This window comes from Pasteurella skyensis (genome assembly GCF_013377295.1).
In the GTDB taxonomy this organism is placed as follows: Bacteria; Pseudomonadota; Gammaproteobacteria; order Enterobacterales; family Pasteurellaceae; genus Phocoenobacter; species Phocoenobacter skyensis.
The window spans coordinates 1,306,284-1,326,190 of sequence record NZ_CP016180.1; the positions used below are offsets into that span (position 1 = coordinate 1,306,284).

The 19,907-nt window shown below is 33.8% G+C and carries 19 protein-coding genes and 1 pseudogene; 12 read left to right on the forward strand and 8 right to left on the reverse strand.

Going from position 1 to position 19,907, the window contains the following annotated elements; translation table 11 throughout:
• Positions 1-70 precede the first annotated feature (70 nt).
• Positions 71-2,317 carry a WG repeat-containing protein gene (locus A6B44_RS06325; RefSeq protein WP_090919406.1) on the forward strand — a complete coding sequence of 749 codons (2,247 nt, stop codon included), beginning with the start codon at positions 71-73 and terminating at the stop codon, positions 2,315-2,317.
• A gap of 92 nt (positions 2,318-2,409) precedes the next feature.
• On the opposite strand, the gene A6B44_RS06330 is transcribed toward A6B44_RS06325, so the two are convergent.
• From A6B44_RS06330 to A6B44_RS06360, 7 genes are all read right to left on the reverse strand, one after another.
• Positions 2,410-2,931 carry a YcxB family protein gene (locus tag A6B44_RS06330; RefSeq protein WP_090919403.1) on the reverse strand — a complete coding sequence of 174 codons (522 nt, stop codon included), beginning with the start codon at positions 2,929-2,931 and terminating at the stop codon, positions 2,410-2,412.
• Positions 2,932-2,934: 3 nt separating this feature from the next.
• A complete protein-coding gene (locus A6B44_RS06335; RefSeq protein WP_090919401.1) occupies positions 2,935-3,768 on the reverse strand; it encodes a BPL-N domain-containing protein in 834 nt (277 codons plus the stop codon).
• 12 nt (positions 3,769-3,780) lie between these two features.
• Positions 3,781-4,623 (reverse strand): undecaprenyl-diphosphate phosphatase, encoded by an 843-nt coding sequence (locus A6B44_RS06340; RefSeq protein WP_090919399.1) that lies wholly within the window; start codon positions 4,621-4,623, stop codon positions 3,781-3,783.
• 11 nt (positions 4,624-4,634) lie between these two features.
• Positions 4,635-5,453: a pyridoxal phosphatase gene (locus A6B44_RS06345; RefSeq protein ID WP_090919396.1), complete on the reverse strand. Its 819-nt coding sequence runs from the start codon at positions 5,451-5,453 to the stop codon at positions 4,635-4,637.
• A 19-nt stretch (positions 5,454-5,472) separates the two neighbouring features.
• The gene (gene recJ, locus A6B44_RS06350) at positions 5,473-7,191 is read right to left on the reverse strand and encodes a single-stranded-DNA-specific exonuclease RecJ (RefSeq protein WP_090919394.1); all 1,719 of its coding nucleotides are present in this window, start codon (positions 7,189-7,191) and stop codon (positions 5,473-5,475) included.
• Between the two features lie 81 nt (positions 7,192-7,272).
• Positions 7,273-7,962, reverse strand: coding sequence for a bifunctional protein-disulfide isomerase/oxidoreductase DsbC (gene dsbC, locus A6B44_RS06355; protein ID WP_090919391.1), 690 nt, complete (start codon positions 7,960-7,962; stop codon positions 7,273-7,275).
• 17 nt (positions 7,963-7,979) lie between these two features.
• Positions 7,980-9,680 (reverse strand): peptidoglycan DD-metalloendopeptidase family protein, encoded by a 1,701-nt coding sequence (locus A6B44_RS06360; protein ID WP_090919388.1) that lies wholly within the window; start codon positions 9,678-9,680, stop codon positions 7,980-7,982.
• 255 nt (positions 9,681-9,935) lie between these two features.
• On the opposite strand from A6B44_RS06360, the gene znuC reads away from it, so the two are divergent.
• The 6 genes from znuC (at position 9,936) to gntR (ending at position 14,588) form a co-directional block, all read left to right on the forward strand.
• Complete coding sequence (gene znuC / locus A6B44_RS06365) at positions 9,936-10,691, forward strand: zinc ABC transporter ATP-binding protein ZnuC (RefSeq protein ID WP_090919386.1); 756 nt, start codon at positions 9,936-9,938, stop codon at positions 10,689-10,691.
• A 10-nt stretch (positions 10,692-10,701) separates the two neighbouring features.
• Positions 10,702-11,484: a zinc ABC transporter permease subunit ZnuB gene (gene znuB / locus A6B44_RS06370; RefSeq protein ID WP_090919383.1), complete on the forward strand. Its 783-nt coding sequence runs from the start codon at positions 10,702-10,704 to the stop codon at positions 11,482-11,484.
• 85 nt (positions 11,485-11,569) lie between these two features.
• A complete protein-coding gene (locus tag A6B44_RS06375) occupies positions 11,570-12,370 on the forward strand; it encodes a class II glutamine amidotransferase (RefSeq protein ID WP_090919380.1) in 801 nt (266 codons plus the stop codon).
• 41 nt (positions 12,371-12,411) lie between these two features.
• Positions 12,412-12,801, forward strand: a complete 390-nt coding sequence (locus A6B44_RS06380; protein WP_090919377.1) for a RidA family protein — start codon at positions 12,412-12,414, stop codon at positions 12,799-12,801.
• A gap of 8 nt (positions 12,802-12,809) precedes the next feature.
• A complete protein-coding gene (pgeF, locus tag A6B44_RS06385; RefSeq protein WP_090919658.1) occupies positions 12,810-13,553 on the forward strand; it encodes a peptidoglycan editing factor PgeF in 744 nt (247 codons plus the stop codon).
• A gap of 36 nt (positions 13,554-13,589) precedes the next feature.
• The gene (gene gntR, locus A6B44_RS06390; RefSeq protein ID WP_090919374.1) at positions 13,590-14,588 is read left to right on the forward strand and encodes a gluconate operon transcriptional repressor GntR; all 999 of its coding nucleotides are present in this window, start codon (positions 13,590-13,592) and stop codon (positions 14,586-14,588) included.
• 7 nt (positions 14,589-14,595) lie between these two features.
• Here the strand turns inward: gntR and idnK are convergent.
• A pseudogene (gene idnK / locus A6B44_RS06395) lies at positions 14,596-14,814 on the reverse strand (gluconate kinase); the annotation flags it as partial.
• Between the two features lie 16 nt (positions 14,815-14,830).
• On the opposite strand from idnK, the gene A6B44_RS06400 reads away from it, so the two are divergent.
• The 5 genes from A6B44_RS06400 to tamA all read left to right on the forward strand — a co-directional run bounded on the left by A6B44_RS06400 (position 14,831) and on the right by tamA (position 19,905).
• On the forward strand, positions 14,831-15,928 hold the full coding sequence (locus A6B44_RS06400) for a TRAP transporter large permease (RefSeq protein ID WP_246253097.1): 1,098 nt from the start codon (positions 14,831-14,833) through the stop codon (positions 15,926-15,928).
• Between the two features lie 131 nt (positions 15,929-16,059).
• Complete coding sequence (locus A6B44_RS06405) at positions 16,060-16,494, forward strand: type II toxin-antitoxin system RatA family toxin (RefSeq protein ID WP_090919371.1); 435 nt, start codon at positions 16,060-16,062, stop codon at positions 16,492-16,494.
• On the forward strand, positions 16,487-16,780 hold the full coding sequence (locus A6B44_RS06410) for an RnfH family protein (protein ID WP_090919368.1): 294 nt from the start codon (positions 16,487-16,489) through the stop codon (positions 16,778-16,780). The genes A6B44_RS06405 and A6B44_RS06410 overlap by 8 nt, the downstream gene beginning before the upstream one ends.
• A 218-nt stretch (positions 16,781-16,998) precedes the next feature.
• Positions 16,999-18,003 carry a type I glyceraldehyde-3-phosphate dehydrogenase gene (gap, locus tag A6B44_RS06415; RefSeq protein WP_090919365.1) on the forward strand — a complete coding sequence of 335 codons (1,005 nt, stop codon included), beginning with the start codon at positions 16,999-17,001 and terminating at the stop codon, positions 18,001-18,003.
• A 213-nt stretch (positions 18,004-18,216) separates the two neighbouring features.
• Complete coding sequence (tamA, locus tag A6B44_RS06420; RefSeq protein ID WP_090919655.1) at positions 18,217-19,905, forward strand: autotransporter assembly complex protein TamA; 1,689 nt, start codon at positions 18,217-18,219, stop codon at positions 19,903-19,905.
• The last annotated feature ends 2 nt before the right edge of the window (positions 19,906-19,907 follow it).

Here is a 19,907-nt window from a genome sequence, read left to right on the forward strand (position 1 = left end):
TAGTGCTAAATAAATCTTGTAGATCCCATTAGTGGTAATATTTCAACAAAATTCACCAAAGAGAAAAACAATGAAAAAATATCTACTTATACCTAAATTATTATTACTCTGGTTAGTAATGGCAACCACAGTGCTCGCTGAGCCTATTTCATTGCCTTATGATGATGTGGATTTTTATTGGGATAAGGTTGCTATTGTTCAAAAAGATCATAAATATGGTTTAATGGATATGCAAGGGAAGCCTTTAACTGAGGTTAAATATGATGATTTTTATTGGATTTCTGAAGATCTATTAGCTGTTAAAAAAGCAAAATTTTGGGGATTGCTTGATATAAAAGGAAAGGAATTATCAGCATTTAAGTATGACAAGATACGGATACTCTCGTGTGGCTGTAGCAATGAAAGTGATTTGAATAAAAATGTATTAAAAGCCGTAATGAATGGAAAATTAGGGCTTATTGATAAAACAGGTAAAAAATTGACAGAATTTATCTACGATAAAATTGAGTATTTTCGTGGTGATTTTGCCGAAGTGACAAAAAGCGATAAAAAAGGCTTTTTAAATAAGTATTATAAGGAAATAACAGGCTTCAAATATCCTAGAATACGGCGTATCGAAGACCTTTTTATAATAAGTAATGTTGACCATTATACGAGTAAAAAAGGAGTGTTGGATGCTAATGGAACACTTATTTATCCCGTAGAATATGATGATATTAAGATCTTTTATTCAGATTTTGTTGCATTCAGGAAAGGCAAGCTATGGGGCTTTGGTAATAATAAAGGTGAAATTATAGTCAACACACAATTTTCTTATTTGACTAGTTTTGAATTTGAAGGAAAACATCTTTTTTCAGTTACAAAACCAAATTTAGGTAATGGTATTATTAATACTCTTGGAGAAGATATTTTTTCTGTCAAATATGGTGATTATTTTTATTCTCTTTCATCAAACTGTTTTTTTGTCTATAGCAGAAATAATAAAGTATATTTAATGGATGATAAACATAACATTCTTCGTACATTTGAGAATATAAAATTTAGTAAAGATTGGAAGAACTATATAAAGATAAAACAATATAAAGATGATACATTACTTTCAGGTGTTATAGATTTTAATGGTAATGATATTATTCCACTGAAATATACAGAGATTGATTCACCGAAAGCAACTGAAAAAGTGAATATTATTACAGTTAAAACACCACAAAATAAATATGGTGCTTATCTCTTCCAACATAATAAAATAGAGCCATTATTAGCACCCATTTATGATAATTTAAAAGCATTATCTGAACATTACCTTCTTTTTGAAAAAGATAAAGTCAAAGGAATAATGAATAGCCAAGGTAAAGTATTTGTCACAGATTATGATAATGCTAAATCATTCGATAATTATCTTGCTGTATCTAAAAATGGTTTATATGGTCTTTTTAATGTAAATGCAGAACAAGTAGTAGATTACAAATACGACCATATTAGTCGTGATCGTTCTGGTTATATTTATATTGAAAAAGGTAGCAAAAAAGGGGCTTTAGATCCTAATTTCAACATAATTTATCCACCTATTTATGACAGATTATATATACGTAAAAACTATGTTATTTTTGAAAAAGATGGCATAACTGGATTAGGTGATCTACACGGAAATATAACCGTTTATGACAAAAAATACTTATATATTTCTGATATTTTTCTTAATTCTGATAAGTATTTTATTGTCACTACCCGTGATTATTCAACAGGTTTAATTGATTTATATGGTAATGTTTTAATAAAACCGATGAAAAAGATCGATGATATTCAGTTTGTAAAAGATAATAACTCATTTTATGAAATTAGAAATTATCGCGGTAAAGTTGGCTTAATGGATCTGAATGGAAATATTTTATTAAAACCACGCTATTCCAAAATTTCTACTTTAAGTCCTAAGAGATTGCGTATTTACAAACACAGACGAGTGAACATATATGATATTAATTCCAAAAAATTAATTCCTACAAATTATTCATACGTAACAGAAATCAGTAATGATTTGCTTGTAGCTGAAACAATAAATAGAAAAACAAGAGGAACCGACTATCCCAAAGCATTATTAAATAACCAAGGGGTCGTATTGGGAAAATTAGTTGATACCTTAAAAAGAGCAAATCCTTTTGATATGGCAAAATATGGCAAGGTATCATCACACTATCCAGAAATGATAAGCAGAGGAAATAATGCAATGAGACAACGCTCTTCTCTAATTACAGCATACACTCGTAGTGGTTGGAAAGTGTATGATAAAAAAGGAAATGTTGTGTTTAAGCAAGATTAATGACATTGATGTTTCCTACTTTAACTTTTACACTCTCAAATACAAAACTAAAAAAAGAAGGTAATATTTATTATGTACCTTCTTTTTTTATATTACTTTTTACTCCACTTCGTTTTATCTATTTTCCCACGCTCTCCAATGTTCTGCTGTAAAATAGTCGAGAATTGTTGTTGCTCCTCTTCTGATAATCCAGTTTTAGGTACAATATGCATAAGATATGGTGAAAGATGAATTAACCAGTATTGTTTACTTTCAATATACTGATAAATATGATTCCAATGTACCCTTTCTTGAGAAAACTCACCAACAAATAAACATCCCTCTTCATTTACCGCTAAATTCATCGGTTGCTTAATAAAGGCATTATTTGCATACTCAAACTTCACCGTCTGTTTTCCAATAAACCTCGCATAGCCTACTAATAAAATAATTACTATAAAAAGAAAATAACTTTGATTTGGATAATAATCATTGAAAGATGCACCTAATATTCCTAATATAAAGAAAAATGACAAACCACATACTACGCTATGCCAATTTTTCTTACGGTTTCTTATACTTATGCTATTTGCATTTATATAATCTTGTTCTGTAATTTGATATTGAATATTCATTCTTTATACTCCTTTATTTAGGGCATCTAATAGCTTTGCAATGTCTTTGTAAATAACTTTACCATAATTTTGTTGTTTTAAACAATTGAGAATGCTCTGCTCTTTTTTTAGCTCAATGCTATCTGTGATTTTATCAATGATTTCAGTCTGATAGACTTTATCACATAATTCAAAATGGACACCTGAGAGCAAATATCGCCCTTTCCCATATTTACCACTGATTACAGCAGGTAAAAACTCGTTCTCTTTTAAATTTGGATAATAAAATAAAACGTCCTTTTCACTGTTATTTTCAGGAATAAAATAGCAGCCTCCGTGATAATAGAATGGCTGAAATAGAGGTTGATTATTTGAGGATAATTGTACTATGGCTTTGGTATTTACACTGTCATCATAATAGCCATTATTTGTAAATTCTTTGATTGATCCTACCGCTTGCCCTTGAAACAACCCCAATTCTCTTTCACCAACAATCTTATACTTTTCGCTACTTTTAACATCATATCCCGTAAAATGAATACTTTTAGCACCATAATAAGCCCCTGCACAAATCCCTATATACAAATTTCCTCTTGCAATAAAATTTTTAATATTTTGATTACCAATGCCATTTAATTTTTGGCAATAAGGTAAGTCAGCTCCACCGCCAATTATCAGTGCATCAAAATTTTCTAAAATAAGGTGATTATTAATAATTTGTTGAGCATTAATAGGATAAAGTTGAATGGAAAAAGAAAGAAAAGGTTGCAGTTTTGAAACAAACGATGAAAGCAAGGATTGATAGCCAATCAATCCGACACCTTCATCATTATAAATAGCAATTTTTAGCGTGTTCATTAAAACAATAAATTAGCCTTGAATATTATAATTAAACACCCAGCTTGCAATTAGCACAGTGACACCAGTAATAATACGTAGCCACGCAAAAATCGTAAAATCTCGACGACTCACCCAAGCCACTAACCAGCGAATACAAAGTAATGCCACAATAAAAGAAATCAGTGTGCCTAAACCTAATACCATCATATCTTGAGAAGATTGTAATAGATCTTTATGTTTTAATAGATCTAATAAACCTGCACCAATTAACACAGGAATGCCTAAGAAAAAAGAAAATTCAGCTGCCGCTTTACGAGAAACACCAAGCCATAACGCCCCAATAATGGTTGAGCCTGAGCGAGATGTCCCCGGAATTAAAGCTAAACACTGAAATAATCCAATTTTTAATGCCGTTTTAATATTTACTTCTTCCGCTTCTGTGGCGATAATTTGTTTCGGTAATTTTTCTACATAAAAAATCAATAAACCGCCAATAATTAGCATTACCGCCACAACAACAGGGTGGAATAAATAAGCTTTAATTTGATCCGCAAAGGTAAAGCCGACAATCATCACAGGGATCGTTGCCACAATTAAGCTAAAGCCTAATTGACGTGGATTACTTAATCCCTCGGCTTTACCAGTAATCAAACCAATAAAAGCGTGCCATAAACGTCCCCAGTAATCATAAATTACGGCTAAAATTGCTCCTAGCTGAATAACTACAATAAAAAGATCCGATTTTTCAGGCGTCCAGAAATTCATAAGATCTGATGATAAAATCAAATACCCCGTACTTGAAATCGGTAAAAATTCTGTAATTCCCTCAACAATGCCCATTATTAAGGTTTTGATTATTAATAAAAAATCCATAATCCCTACTTTTATAAATTAAACAACTGACTTAACTCAGTCGCAATACTATCTTCATTATTTGAACCAATGGTTTTATCGGCTTTATCTTGAACCTCTTGTTCACAGCCTCCCATTGCAATACCTAAGCCTGCAAATTCAAGCATACTAATATCATTGAAGTTATCCCCAAATGCCACCACTTTTTGTGGTTCAATCCCTTCAATTTTTAATAATTCTTTTAAACAATTTCCTTTGGTATTGCCTTGATGAGTAATATCGACACGATCCGCCCAAGACCATTCAGGACTAACTTGATCAAGCGGTAACTTATTCACAAAATTTTGCATTTTTTGGAGATCAGGATCGCTAATTAACACTTTCCAAACCGTTACACCTTGATCAATCAGATCTTGATATTTTTCAACTTGATGTACATCTGGACGAACACTTTCATCACAAGAGTTTACCCATTTTAAAAAACGTTCAAAATGTGGATTAAGTGCTTCATAGGTCATTGCATTATGGAAATAAACTGACACGTGAATACCTTCAGCCTGTGCTGAATTAATTAAATCAGACGCTAATGCGGGTGGTAATGGTTTTGACACTAGCACTTTATTTTGATGAAAATCATACAAATAGGTGCCATTACAACAAATCACAGGAGTATCTAAACCTAATTCTGCATAATAAGGGCGTACTGCAGTATGATGACGTCCTGTTACAATATAGACTTTAATTCCTTTTTCACGTATTTTTTGAATGGCTTGTTTACTGGATTCTAAAATAGTCGCATTACTACTTAATAGCGTACCATCTAAATCAAACGCAACTGCTTGATATAACATATTTTTTCCTTTTTAAAAATTAAACAAAAATTTCTCTGACCAGTAGCTGTAAACTGGTATTCCCTCTAAATTCATTAATATCTAAACTATATACTAACCGAGCCGTTTTAATCGACAAATCTGGAAACAGTGTTAAATCTGCATTAAATAAAATCGCATCAAATAGTTGATTGTGAATTTCAACCATCATTTTAAGGTGCTTACCACCCACTAAACGTTGTTGAATAATTTTAAATTCACCTTCAAAAAGTGGTTCAGGAAAAGTTTGTCCCCAAGGTCCACTTTCTTGAATTAAACGTGCTGTTTCTAAATTAAATTCATTCTGTTGTAACTCACCATCGGTATAAATAATATTTTGTAACTGTTCCGCACTGACTGTTTGGTTAATGATTTCATCAAAGACTTTTTGAAAATGCACAAAATTATCTTGATGAATAGTTAATCCCGCCGCCATTGCGTGACCGCCAAATTTCAAAATGAGATCCGGATGTTTTTGATCAATCAATTCTAATAGATCTCGCATATGTAAACCAGAAATAGAACGTGCTGATCCTTTAATAAACTCACTGTCTTCGCTTTCTTGAGCAAACGCAATCACAGGGCGATTAAACTGATCTTTGATACGAGAAGCTAAAATACCAATCACACCTTGATGCCAATCAGGTTGATAAAGCACAATACCGTATGCTTTTAAATTTTGCATTAAATTAGGCAGTTTTGCACAAATTGAAAGAGCTTCCGTTTTCATATCTTGCTCAAATTCTTTACGTGTTTGATTTAAACTATCCAATTCAAACGCAATTTGACGTGCTTTGCTCATATCATCACAAATCAATAATTCCACACCTAACGCCATATTTTCTAAACGCCCTGCAGCATTTAAACGAGGGGCAATCGAAAATCCTAAATCACTGGCTTTTAACTGGTTAATATTTCGTTTTGCAATTTCAACTAAGGCTTTAATTCCTGCTCGGCAATAACCAGAACGAATACGATTAATGCCTTGATGCACTAAAATTCGATTATTGTGATCTAAAGGCACAACATCAGCTACCGTCCCTAATGCAACTAAATCCAATAACTCAGCTAAATTTGGTTCTTTTTCCTTAAATAAACCTTGCTCTCGCATTCGGCTACGTAACGCTAACATTACATAAAAAATAACGCCCACACCCGCCAATGATTTAGAAGGAAAGCTACAGTCAACTAAATTTGGATTGATAATCACATCAGCACAAGGCAATTCATCTGGGGGTAAATGGTGATCCGTAATCAATACTTGAATATGATGCTGTTTTAATAATGCCACCCCTTCTACTGAAGAAATACCGTTATCTACTGTAATAACAACTTCTGCTCCCCTATCTATTACCATTTGAGCGACACTGCTACTCAATCCATAACCTTGTGAAAAACGATCAGGGATCAAATAATCCACATCTAAAAAGCCAAGCTGCTTTAATGCTAATAATGTTAATGCTGTACTAGTTGCTCCATCGGCATCAAAATCGCCCACAATAATAATTTTTTTCTGTTGATGATAAATTTCAATCAATAGATCGAGCATTTTTTCAATATTGGCAAATTGCATTGGAGAATGTAGATTTTTTAACCCATATTCTAATTGTTGAGGTAAAGTAATACCTCGAGCTTGATAAAGACGATTAAGTAATGGATTATCAGATAGTTTTTCTGTTGTAAGGGGAAAGCGTTGTTGTATGATTTTATTTAATGACATAATTTCTTATTTAAAAGTAAGCGGTACGATCTTATAAAAAATTTGCAAATTTTTAATTAAATCATACCGCTTTAAAAGGGATTATTCTTGTAACATTTTGAGTAATTCTTTTGGTGCGACATAACCTGCTATGACTTCACCTTTAGACGTAATCATATTTGGTGTTCCTCTAATGCCAAACTTCACACCTAAATCATATTGCTTGTTAATCATTTTAGGTGTGGCTAATGTTTGAGGTAATTTTCCATTTTTTGCTTGAGTTAACGCATAATTTTTATCTTTTGCTGACCAAATGGCTTCCATTTGACGAGCGGTTTGGCTTTTTAACCCAGCACGAGGAAATGCTAGATAACGAATAGTTATACCTAAATCATTATATTCCTGCATTTCTGAATGAAGTAATCGACAGTAACCGCAGCTTATATCTGTAAATACAGAAACTACATATTTCTGATTTTTAGCGGGAAAAGTAATCATTTCATTTTTTAAGTTTTCCAGCTCTGGCATTAATGGCTTATAGGTAATATCTGTTACCTTATCATTCTTAAACTCTAAAATAGAACCCTGAATAATAAAACGTCCATCATTACTAATTTGTATCACCCCTTGATCTGAAATAACAGATTTAAAATTGGGTAATGCAGAATCACTAATTTGCACATTTTTAGCACCCATTTCTTCTAGCTGCGTTTGTAATTGAGCGTCGTTTGCCCAAACACTTTGAGTGAATACAGATAACCCAATAATTACACTCATTAAATACTTTTTCATTACACTATCCTTTCAGCTTATTTTAGTTTATTTACAACATTTTTTGCTTTTATTAAAAATGCCTTACGTTCTTTTAATGACATTACTGAGTGAGTATTTACTCCTGGTAATTTAACCGTCATCGGATTAACCGCTCGTCCATTAATATGAAACTCATAATGTAAATGAGGACCTGTTGAACGCCCTGTATTTCCAGAATAGCCGATACGCTGTCCTTTCTTAACTCGCTGTCCTCTTTTCACTAATTGACGGCTTAAATGCATATAGACTGTAGCATATTTTTTACCGTGTTGAATCTTGATATATTTACCTGCTCCTCGACGCTGATAAGCTACCGTTGAAACAATACCATCAGCAGGAGCAATTACCACTGTACCTGTTTTAACACCAAAATCTACCCCTTTATGAGGTCTTACCCTACGAGTAATTGGATGACGACGATATGGGTTAAATCTTGATGTTATACGAGGTCTAAAACGCAAAGGATAACGAGAGAATTTGGTTTTATTTTGTACTGCTCCACCACGAGCATAATAGTGCCCATTTGCTGCCAAAATCGCATAGTACTTCTCATGACCTCGCATAATGCGAAAACCGTCTATTTTTCCTACTGCTACCCTTTCATTATCGATATATTCACAATCAGCCAAAATCGCAAATTCATCACCTTGTCGTAACGTTTTTAGTGACATTTGAGGTTTCAAACCAGCTGCCAATTTATAGGTTTTTTGAATAGATACACCTAATTTTGCTAGACTCACACTTAAATTGGTATCAATTTGTCCTTGTAAAACCTCTTTTTTCCAAATACCCTTTTTCAATACCTCTTGATGCGAATATTGTGTTTTTTCATCAGTTCGAAAAATATGCTGTTCTTTTTTAGAAAGAATCCAGCTCATTTGCTTTAATTTACTTGTATTATCTATAACAAAATTAAGCTGTTGTTTTTCCTTTAATTTTTCCAAAATTGGATAATTTTCGACTAAAAACGTTGCGACTTTGGTATCTAAATTGTGTTGTTCAAAAATATTGACTAAGGTGTCATCTTTCTTGATAGTATAACTAAATTTTGTATCAACCTTTGCTGTCTCTGTTTTTGTATCCGTAGGCTTATTTTTCGATACTAGGTCGACTGTTTTATCATCTGATGGATGTTGCACATTTGATGAAGTGGCGGTTGATTCTATTTGTGAATCATTTTGTAAATTTTCTGATGACTTTTCTATTGAACCATCCTCTGCTGAATCCTCTTCTGTTGTTGAACCTTCTTCCGCTAAGCCCTCTTCTGCAGAGCCTTCTTCTGTTAAATCTTCTTCTACTGAATCTTCATCCACATTATTTAAGTGCTCTGTAACATCTTCTTGAGAATCTTCTGATGACTCTTCTATCGAATCATCAGATAAATCTTGCTCAACATCTTCTTGTGAGTTTTCTAGCGACTCTTCCGCTAGTTCATCGAAAGACTCCTCTGATGATTCTTGATCACTGACTAAAATATCTGATACTTCTATTGCTAATCCAATAAAATGATCACTTACTACAATATCATCACTACTAAGCAAATGCTGCTCTTGATAACGCTTTTTTGCAATAGTATTTTGACCCTGTAGTGCTAAAACAATGCCTATCATTAAGAACAAAAAAGCTATAGAAAAAAGAAGCCACTGAATTTGCCGTCTCTTTTTTCTACGATCTGCTGCTAAAATTACACGTTTCAAACTTATTTTCCCTACTTCAAACTGTATATTCTATATCCCTATTTTTTGTATAGAATTTTTATTGTTACAAATGTAATTAAACTAACAATTACTATTTAATGGTTTTTTTAAAAAAATGCGACTTGGAATTATAGCATAATTTTTTCTAATTATTTTAGTACTTTCTTCGATAAATTGTTGCGACTTTACCCAAAATCCGTTACTTTTAACTTCTCAATCTAAAACAACAAATATTTTATTTAAAATAAAGAGAATATGAAGCCAATAGAACCTCTCGTTTCACTTAAAGATATTAATATCTATTTCAATACATTGCATATATTGCAAGATATTCACTTAGATATTTATCCAAATTCTATTACTACCATTGTAGGTCCAAATGGTGGAGGAAAATCAACACTACTCAAAATATTGTTAAAGCTGATCACTCCAACAACAGGAGAGGTCATTCACACTAAAGACTTAAGAATTGGGTACGTACCACAAAAATTACATATTGAAAACTCCATACCTATTAACGTACAAAGATTTCTTGCATTAAAACCGAATAGTTCTAATCAAATGATTGAAGAGGCACTTTCTCTTTTTTCTATTCAGCACCTTGCAAAAAGTCACTTACAACAATTATCTGGTGGTGAAATGCAACGTGTATTGTTAGCCCGTGCAATGTTAAACAAACCACAATTATTAGTGTTAGATGAACCTATGCAAGGGGTTGATATTACAGGACAAGCAGAGCTTTATCAGCTATTAAATACAATGAGAGATATGCTAAATTGTGCTATTTTAATGGTCTCCCACGATCTCAATATCGTAATGGCTAACACAGATGAAGTACTATGTATAAATCATCATATTTGTTGCTCTGGCACACCTGAAAAGATCACAAATGATCCTAAATTCATTCATCTATTTGGTGATCAGTTCTCAAAAAATATTGCCGTTTATTCACACGATCACAATCATCACCATAATTTACACGGTGATGTTTGTACAAATTGCAATCATTAAGGAGCTGTTTATGTTTGAAATTTTATTCCCAGCTTGGCTTGCAGGAACACTACTCGCATTTATCACTGCTCCACTTGGCTCATTCGTTGTATGGCGCAAAATGGCATATTTTGGAGATACCCTCTCTCATTCAGCACTACTGGGGGTCGCTCTTGGTATTTTTTTAGACATTGATCCTTATCTTGCTGTTATTATTATCACAATCCTTCTCGCACTTCTTCTTGTATGGTTTGAAAATAATACTAATTTTGCAGTGGATACTATGCTAGGGATCATTGCCCACAGCTGCTTATCTTTAGGGGTCATTACCATTACTTTACTCGATAATGTCCGTGTTGATTTAATGGCTTATCTTTTTGGCGATCTTCTTGCTATCGATTTTTATGATATTAAAATTATTGCTGTAGGCGTAGTCATCATTTCTCTCGTACTCGCTTTCTTCTGGAAAAAATTACTCTATATTACTATCAATCCAGAATTAGCCCAAATTGAAGGAATCAATGTTTCTCGATTACGATTAATCTTAATGCTATTAACCGCACTCACTATTGCATTGAGTATGAAATTTGTCGGAGCATTAATCATTACATCATTACTGATCATTCCTTCTGCAACAGCAAGAAGATTTGCAAAAAGTCCTGAACAAATGACCGCTTATGCTATTATATTTAGTATTTTATCAGTAACAGGTGGATTACTTTTATCTGGTTTTAAAGATACTCCAGCAGGGCCATCTGTCGTCATTTGTGCAACTTGCCTTTTCGCACTTTCTTTATGGAAAAAAGAGAGATAATTTATCACTGCAAATTAATATAATTTGTATTTTGGATTAATATAATTAAAATACTAAAAACTTTAACAATGGATGTAAAAAAACAATGTGTCAATTATTAGGAATGAACTGTAATAGCCCCACAGATATTTCATTTTCTTTCGAGGGCTTTCGGCGAAGAGCTGGTTTAACGGATCAACACTCCGATGGTTTTGGTATCGCTTTTTTTGAAGGAAAGGGAGTCAGAATTTTTCGAGACAACCAGCCTGCAGCTTTTTCGCCTGTTGGTGATGTCGTAAAAAATTATCGAATCAAATCTTTTAATGTGATTGCTCATATTCGAAAAGCAACGGAAGGCGCAGTAAATATAGAAAATACACACCCCTTTATTCGTGAAATTTGGGGTGAAAACTGGGTATTTGCTCACAATGGTACGGTAGAAAATTTAGAAGTTTGTAAAAATAACCACTATCAACCTATTGGCACAACAGATTCTGAAAGAGCGTTTTGTTGTATGGCAGCCTCCCTTAAAAAACGCTTTTCCAGTAAACCATCTGAAATGGAAATTTTTAATGCTATTGTTGAAATTTCAGAAAAAATTGCAGAAAATGGGGTGTTTAATTTTATTCTTTCTAATGGTGAATGGATGATCGCACGTTGTGCCACTAAATTACATTATGTGACACGCAAATATCCATTCTGTACGGTTTTTCGTGAAGATGATGAAGTTATTGATTTTAGTCAATATACAACAGAAAAAGATAAAGTTACCATTATCACCACACAGCCACTCACTAAAAATGAAGATTGGACAGAAATGAAAAATGGTGGCTATGTTTTCTTTAAAGATGGTGATAAAATATTCGAAATTATTGGGACATTACCACCTTGTAAGTCCCATGTTTAAGCAGTAAATTATCAACAATTATTCAAATAAGGAGAATTTTAATGACTCAATTTATCCATACTGAAAAAGCACCAGCTGCAATTGGTCCTTATGTACAGGCGGTAGACTTAGGTAATATGATCATTACCTCTGGTCAGCTTCCTATTGATCCTGCAACAGGTGAATTTCCAACTGATATTGTAAAACAAGCACGTCAATCACTTGAAAACGTGAAAGCGATTGTGGAACAAGCTGGTTTAACTGTTGCAGATATTGTAAAAACCACTATCTTTGTAAAAGACTTGAATGATTTTGCAGCAGTAAATGCAGAATATGATGCTTTCTTCAAAGAAAATAATCATCCTCAATTCCCTGCTCGCTCTTGTGTTGAAGTGGCTCGTTTACCAAAAGATGCAGGTATTGAGATTGAAGCCATTGCTGTTAGAAAATAATGACAAAAATTGACGTTATCCAACCAAATTGGGATATACCGAAACACATTCAGGCTTTCACTACCTTACGAAAAGGTGGCGAAAGCCTCTTTCCTTTTGATAGTTTCAATTTAGGGGATCACGTTGGCGACGATCCTGTTGCCGTAGCCAATAATCGCAAGCGGTTAGTTATTACACAAAATTTACCAAATTCTCCTCTTTATTTAACCCAAACCCATAGTACTCGAGTGATTACACTCCCCTATTCAGATAATAATTTAGAAGCCGATGCAGTTTATACTAATCAAATCAATCAAGTATGCCTTGTAATGACGGCTGATTGCCTGCCAGTGTTATTTTGTAATAAAGACGGAACCGAAGTTGCTGCTGCCCACGCAGGATGGCGAGGGTTATGTGATGGTATTTTGGAAGAAACGGTGAAAAAATTTCACTGCCCAGCTTCAGAAATAAATGTTTGGTTTGCTCCTGCAATTAGCCAGAAAGCCTTTCAAGTAGGTAAAGAAGTAGTGGAGCAATTTTGTAATATCGATCCTAATGCTGTAATAGCATTTACAAATGATCCTCATACAAAAGATAAATACTATGCTGATCTTTATCAACTTGCTGCCCAGCGTTTAAATAAATTAGGCATTACTCAAATTTCAGGTGGAAAGCATTGTACCTACACAGAAAAAGACAAATTTTTCTCTTATCGCCGTGATGGGAAAACAGGTAGAATAGCAACACTCATTTGGATTAACCCCAATAAATAACAACAAGCGGTAAGATCATCTTAAAAATTTGCAAATATTATGAAAAATAAACGCCCAACACTACAAGACATTGCCTCTCATCTTGGTATTACGAAGATGACCGTAAGCCGTTATTTACGAAATCCAAACTCTGTTGCGGTGGCAACTCAACAAAAAATTGCTACTGCACTTGAGGAATTTGGTTATATTCCAAATCGTGCTCCTGATATTCTTTCCAATGCCAAAAGTCACGCTATTGGTGTACTGGTGCCTTCTTTAACCAACCAAGTTTTTGCTAATGTAATCAAAGGCATTGAAACAGTCACTGATCCTGCGGGCTATCAAACAATGCTTGCTCACTATGGTTATAGTATAAAAAAGGAAGAACAACGTATTGAGAGTTTGCTCTCTTATAATGTGGATGCGTTAATTTTGTCTGAAAATCATCATAGCCCTCGTACTTTGAAAATGCTTAAAGTGGCAAATATTCCTATTATAGAAATTATGGAATGCAGTGAAATTGGCTCTTATCAAGCAATTGGGTTTGATAATGTAGCTGCGGCACAATCTATGACAGAAACAATGATAAATCGAGGACATAAACAGATTGTTTACTTCTCTGCTCGAATGGATAAACGCACCCAACTAAAAATGCAAGGCTATACAAAAGCAATGCAAAAACACGGTTTAACTCCACATTGTATTACAACTGAAGAATCTTCTTCTTTTAGTCTTGGAGCAAAACAGTTACATCAAACTTTAGGAAAATATCCAGATACTAATGGTATATTTTGTACCAATGATGACCTTGCTATTGGTGCATTATTTGAGTGTCAGCGTTTAGGAATTAAAGTACCAGAACAAATTGCTATTGCAGGATTTCACGGTCACAATGTCGGTCAGTCAATGACGCCACAGCTAGCAACAGTCATTACACCTCGTTTGGAAATAGGAAAAGTAGCTGCGACACAGCTATTAGAACGATTAAATAACCAACCCCAGCAAAGCCATATTATTAATTTAGGATATCGTATTCATTTAGGAGAAAGCATTTAACCAGTTGTTAAATCAGAGGTTTTATCTGAGCAATACAATTTTCAACAACTTCTTCAAATGTACAATCAATACTAATATGAAAAACATCATCTTCATCCGCTTGTGGTACTTCTAAGGTTGCAAACTGGCTTTTTAGCATATCCGTTTTCATAAAATGTCCTTCCCTCTGTTGCATTCTCTCCAAAATAAGATCAAAGCTGCCCGATAAGAAGATAAATTTTACATTCCCGATGTTTGTGTTAATGGCGGCAATGCTGGATCGTTCAGGAATTGCTCACGATCTTTTTGATGCAATGCGATTATTTGCCAAACGCTTACGTGGTGGCTTAGCCGTTCAAACCTTAGTGGTTGCTGTGATTTTAGCCTCAATGTCAGGCGTTGTAGGCGGAGAAACTGTCTTACTTGGTATGCTTGCACTTCCACAAATGTTACGTTTAGGCTACGACAAAAAATTAGCGATTGGCACGTGCTGTTCAGGTGGTGCGTTAGGTACGATGTTACCACCAAGTATCGTACTCATTATTTACGGTTTAACTGCTAGTGTTTCTATCGGCGATCTCTTTAAAGGGGCATTTATTCCAGCATTAATTTTAGCCTCATTCTATATTGTTTATGTTTTAGTACTCTCTTACTTAAAACCAGAGCTTGCTCCACTTCCATCAGCAGAAGAATTAAAAGCAAACGAAGAAAAACCTGTTAATTATTTTAAAGCCTTATTCTTCCCAGTTCTGTCAGTTGTTGTTGTATTAGGAAGTATCTATGGTGGCGTTGCTTCAGTAACTGAGGCCTCTGCACTTGGTGTCGTGGGTATTATGATCAGCGCATTAATTCGTGGCGAATTAAGTTGGGAAATGCTAAAAGAAAGTGCATTAGCCACAATGCGAACTTGTGGAATGATCATCTGGATTGGTATTGGTGCAACTGCACTTGTTGGAGTCTACAACCTAATGGGTGGAATCAAATTTGTTGAACAAACTATTCTAACATTAAGTAATGGTAGCCCAATTGGTACATTATTGATTATGATGGTTATCTTACTTGTTCTTGGAATGTTCCTTGATTGGGTGGGCGTGGCGCTTTTAACTATGCCAATTTTCGTACCAATCATTACAGGTTTAGGTTATGACCCAGTATGGTTTGGTGTGGTATTCTGTATGAATATGCAAGTCTCATTCTTATCACCACCATTTGGACCAGCTGCATTTTACTTAAAATCTGTAGCACCGCCAGATATTTCATTAGGACTAATTTTCCGTTCATTAGTACCTTTTATCGTACTACAAATTATTGCCCTATCATTGTTAATTGTCTTCCCAGATTTAGCAATTTGGTGGAAATAGTTAAAATAACCGAATAAAAAAACAGCGATTATTCCCTCGCTGTTTTTTTATGGGTACAAGCGGTAACTTTCTATTAATTTTTTGCAAATTTTTGGTACAATCATACCGCTTATAATTTTAATATAAAAACTATGCCAATAATCAATCAATCCACTTTAGTGCCTTACAGTGCAAAACAGATGTATGATCTTGTTAATGACTATGAACGCTATCCTGAATTTCTTTCTGGCTGTGTAGGAACAAAAACCCTCACCACTGCTAAAAATGAATTAGAAGCGGAATTACATATTCAAAAATTAGGGATTAGTCAGCGTTTTAGTACTCATAACACAATGATTAAAAATCAAAAAATTGAAATGATATTATTAAATGGACCTTTTCGATATTTAAAGGGTGCTTGGACATTTACCTCCCTTGATGAGCAAAGTTGTAAAATCGCACTATATTTAGAATTTGAATTTTCAAACCCAGTCATTGCAATGGTATTTGGAAAAGTATTTAATGAACTTACTCATAAAATGATTAATTCATTTAAAAAACGAGCGAAGGAGATCTACGGTGTCTGAAGCAATCAATATTGAAATACTTTATGCTTACCCTGAACATTATTTTTTGAAAAAAATAGAATTAAAGTTACCGCTTACTATTGAGCAAGTTATTCTGCAATCTGGTGTTTTAAGTAAGTATCCTGAAATTGATCTTAAGGTCAATAAAGTAGGTATTTTTAGTCGCCCTGCTAAGTTGAACGATCTTGTTAATGATGGTGATCGTATTGAAATTTATCGCCCACTTCTCGCCGACCCTAAAGAAATTCGCCGCAAACGTGCTGAACAGCAAAGAAAAAATAAATAAATAAAATAATTGGTTAGATACTAGACAAAATTGACATATTTATACAAATCAATGAATAACAAAAAATTTGATATAGATCAGCCAATTTTAATCTGACCTCTCTCTTTTCGAACTTTTAGACTTAGAAATGTGAAAAAGTGTGATATAATTCACAGTATCTTTTACATTTTAGGTGTAAAAGTAAAATTTTGTTTAACTTAATATAGGTAAAAAAATCTATGGCTATTAAAATTGGTATTAACGGCTTCGGTCGTATTGGACGTATCGTATTCCGTGCAGCTCAACTTCGTGATGATATCGAAGTTGTTGCAATCAACGACTTAATTGATGTTGATTATATGGCATATATGTTGAAATATGATTCAACTCACGGTCGTTTCAATGGAACTGTTGAAGTTAAAGACGGTAAATTAGTGGTAAACGGTAAAGCTATCCGTGTAACTGCTGAGCGTGATCCTGCAAACCTAAAATGGGATGAAGCAGGTGTTGAAGTGGTTGCTGAAGCAACTGGTATCTTCTTAACTGATGAAACAGCTCGTAAACATATTCAAGCAGGTGCGAAAAAAGTTGTTTTAACTGGTCCTTCTAAAGATGCAACTCCTATGTTTGTTAACGGTGTTAACTTCAATGAGTACGCTGGTCAAGATATCGTTTCTAACGCATCTTGTACAACTAACTGTTTAGCACCTTTAGCTAAAGTAATTAACGACAAATTTGGTATCAAAGACGGTTTAATGACAACTGTTCACGCAACAACAGCAACTCAAAAAACTGTAGATGGTCCTTCATCTAAAGACTGGCGTGGTGGTCGTGGTGCTTCTCAAAACATCATTCCTTCATCAACAGGTGCAGCGAAAGCTGTAGGTAAAGTATTACCTGCATTAAACGGTAAATTAACAGGTATGGCTTTCCGTGTACCTACTACTAACGTTTCTGTTGTTGACTTAACAGTAAACTTAGAAAAACCAGCAAGCTATGAAGAAATTTGTGCAGAATTAAAACGTGCTTCAGAAAACGAAATGAAAGGTGTGCTAGGTTATACTGAAGATGCAGTAGTTTCTACTGACTTTAACGGTGCAACTGAAACGTCAGTATTTGATGCAGCAGCAGGTATCGCATTAACTGACACTTTCGTTAAATTAGTATCTTGGTATGATAACGAAGTAGGTTATTCAAACAAAGTGTGTGATTTAATTGCTCACGTTCATAATTACAAAGGTTAATTTGTAAATTTTGTTTTAAAAAGCACCGCTTGTTAGCGGTGTTTTTTTATCAACAAATTGATCAAAAATATAACTTACTTCTCAAAAATAACACATTCATATTTTAAATTTCCATATTTCACGCTATCATAGTCCATTACTATACCGTTTACAGAACTCTAGAGGTTTTTTACTTTGAAAATAAAAATTCGTTTACTCGCTTTTTGTTGTTTAATGCTATCTACATCTTTATGGGGCGCTAGACAATTAATTAAGACTGAAGTAACAGGAATTAGAAATTCTGAATTATTACATAATATCAAACTCTACTTATCTCAGATTGAAGATGAAGAGGCTGATGGTTCTGATCGTTATAAATATTTAGTTACTCAAACAGTAGACAAAGCCTTGAGAGCAGAGGGATATTACAACTCTAAATTTACCTTTACTCCTAAAAAAAATAATAAATTACAGCTTAATATTACTCTCAATAAAGTTGTTAGATTAGATAAAAGAAATATCAACATATCAGGAGAAGCTAAAAAAGATCCTGATTTTATTGAACTGATTGATAAAAATGTTCCAAAAAAAGGGACTCCACTGAATCATAGCGTATACGATAATTTTAAAAACCATCTTGAAAATCTTACCCAAACTAAAGGTTATTTTGACGGTCGCTGGCTTTATCACCGTTTAGAAGTATATCCAATAAAAGCTTTAGCGAATTGGCAATTAGGCTATGATAGCGGAGTTCGCTATCATTATGGCAACATTACGTTTAAAGACAGTCAAATAAAACAAACTTATCTCGATAATATTTTAAAAATAAAATCAGGTGAACCTTATCTGATGTCTGATCTGTCTACATTATCAAATGATTTATCCTCAAGTAAGTGGTTTTCAACCGTGTTAGTTGAACCAACCATTATTAAATCATCTAAATTGGTTAACCTTGATGTTTTACTACTACCAAAGAAAAAAAATAAAATTGAAATTGGTGTTGGTTATGAAACGAATGTGGGTCCACATTTACAATTAGGTTGGAAAAAACCTTGGATAAATAGCTCTGGACAGAGAATTGAAAGTAATTTTTATATTTCAAAACCTAAGCAAACCCTTGATTTTGCTTATAATATGCCAATAAAGGAAAATCCTTTATCTTATTATTACCAGCTTGCTACCACCCTTGAACACGAAGATCAAAATGATACAAAGTACACGGCAGCAACAATAGGATTACAACGTTTTTGGAATAAAATCGACAGCTGGTCTTACTCTGTTGGCTTAAAAGCACGTTATGATGATTTTGAACAAGGAGCAGATAAGCACTCCACTTTACTTATTTATCCCACAGCTTCATTTAATCGTATTCGCTTTGATGGAAAACGATTTCCAGAGTGGGGAGATTCTCAAAAAATTACCGTAAATTATGGTGATAAAGCTTGGAGATCAGATGCTTCTTTTTATAGCATTAAAGCCTCTACAGCTTGGATTAGAACTTATCGTATTAACCATCGTCTTTATTTACGGGCAGAACTAGGTTACATACATAGTAATAATTTTGATCGGATCCCTTCCGCACTTCGCTACTTCGCAGGGGGTGATTCAAGTATTCGAGGCTTTGGTTATAAACAAATTTCTCCTAAAGATGAAACAGGTAAATTAATCGGTGCTTCACGCCTAGCTACTGCAACGGTCGAATATCAATATCAATTTTATCCAAATTGGTGGGGTGCCACTTTTTATGATACAGGGTTAGCGGATAACAGCTTTAGTAAAAAGAATTTACATTCTGGTGCTGGAATCGGTGTTCGTTGGGCATCTCCAATCGGAGCAATAAAATTTGACATTGCAACCCCTGTAAAATCGCCTAATAATGAAAAGGGTATCCATTTTTATATTGGATTAGGTTCGGAACTTTAATC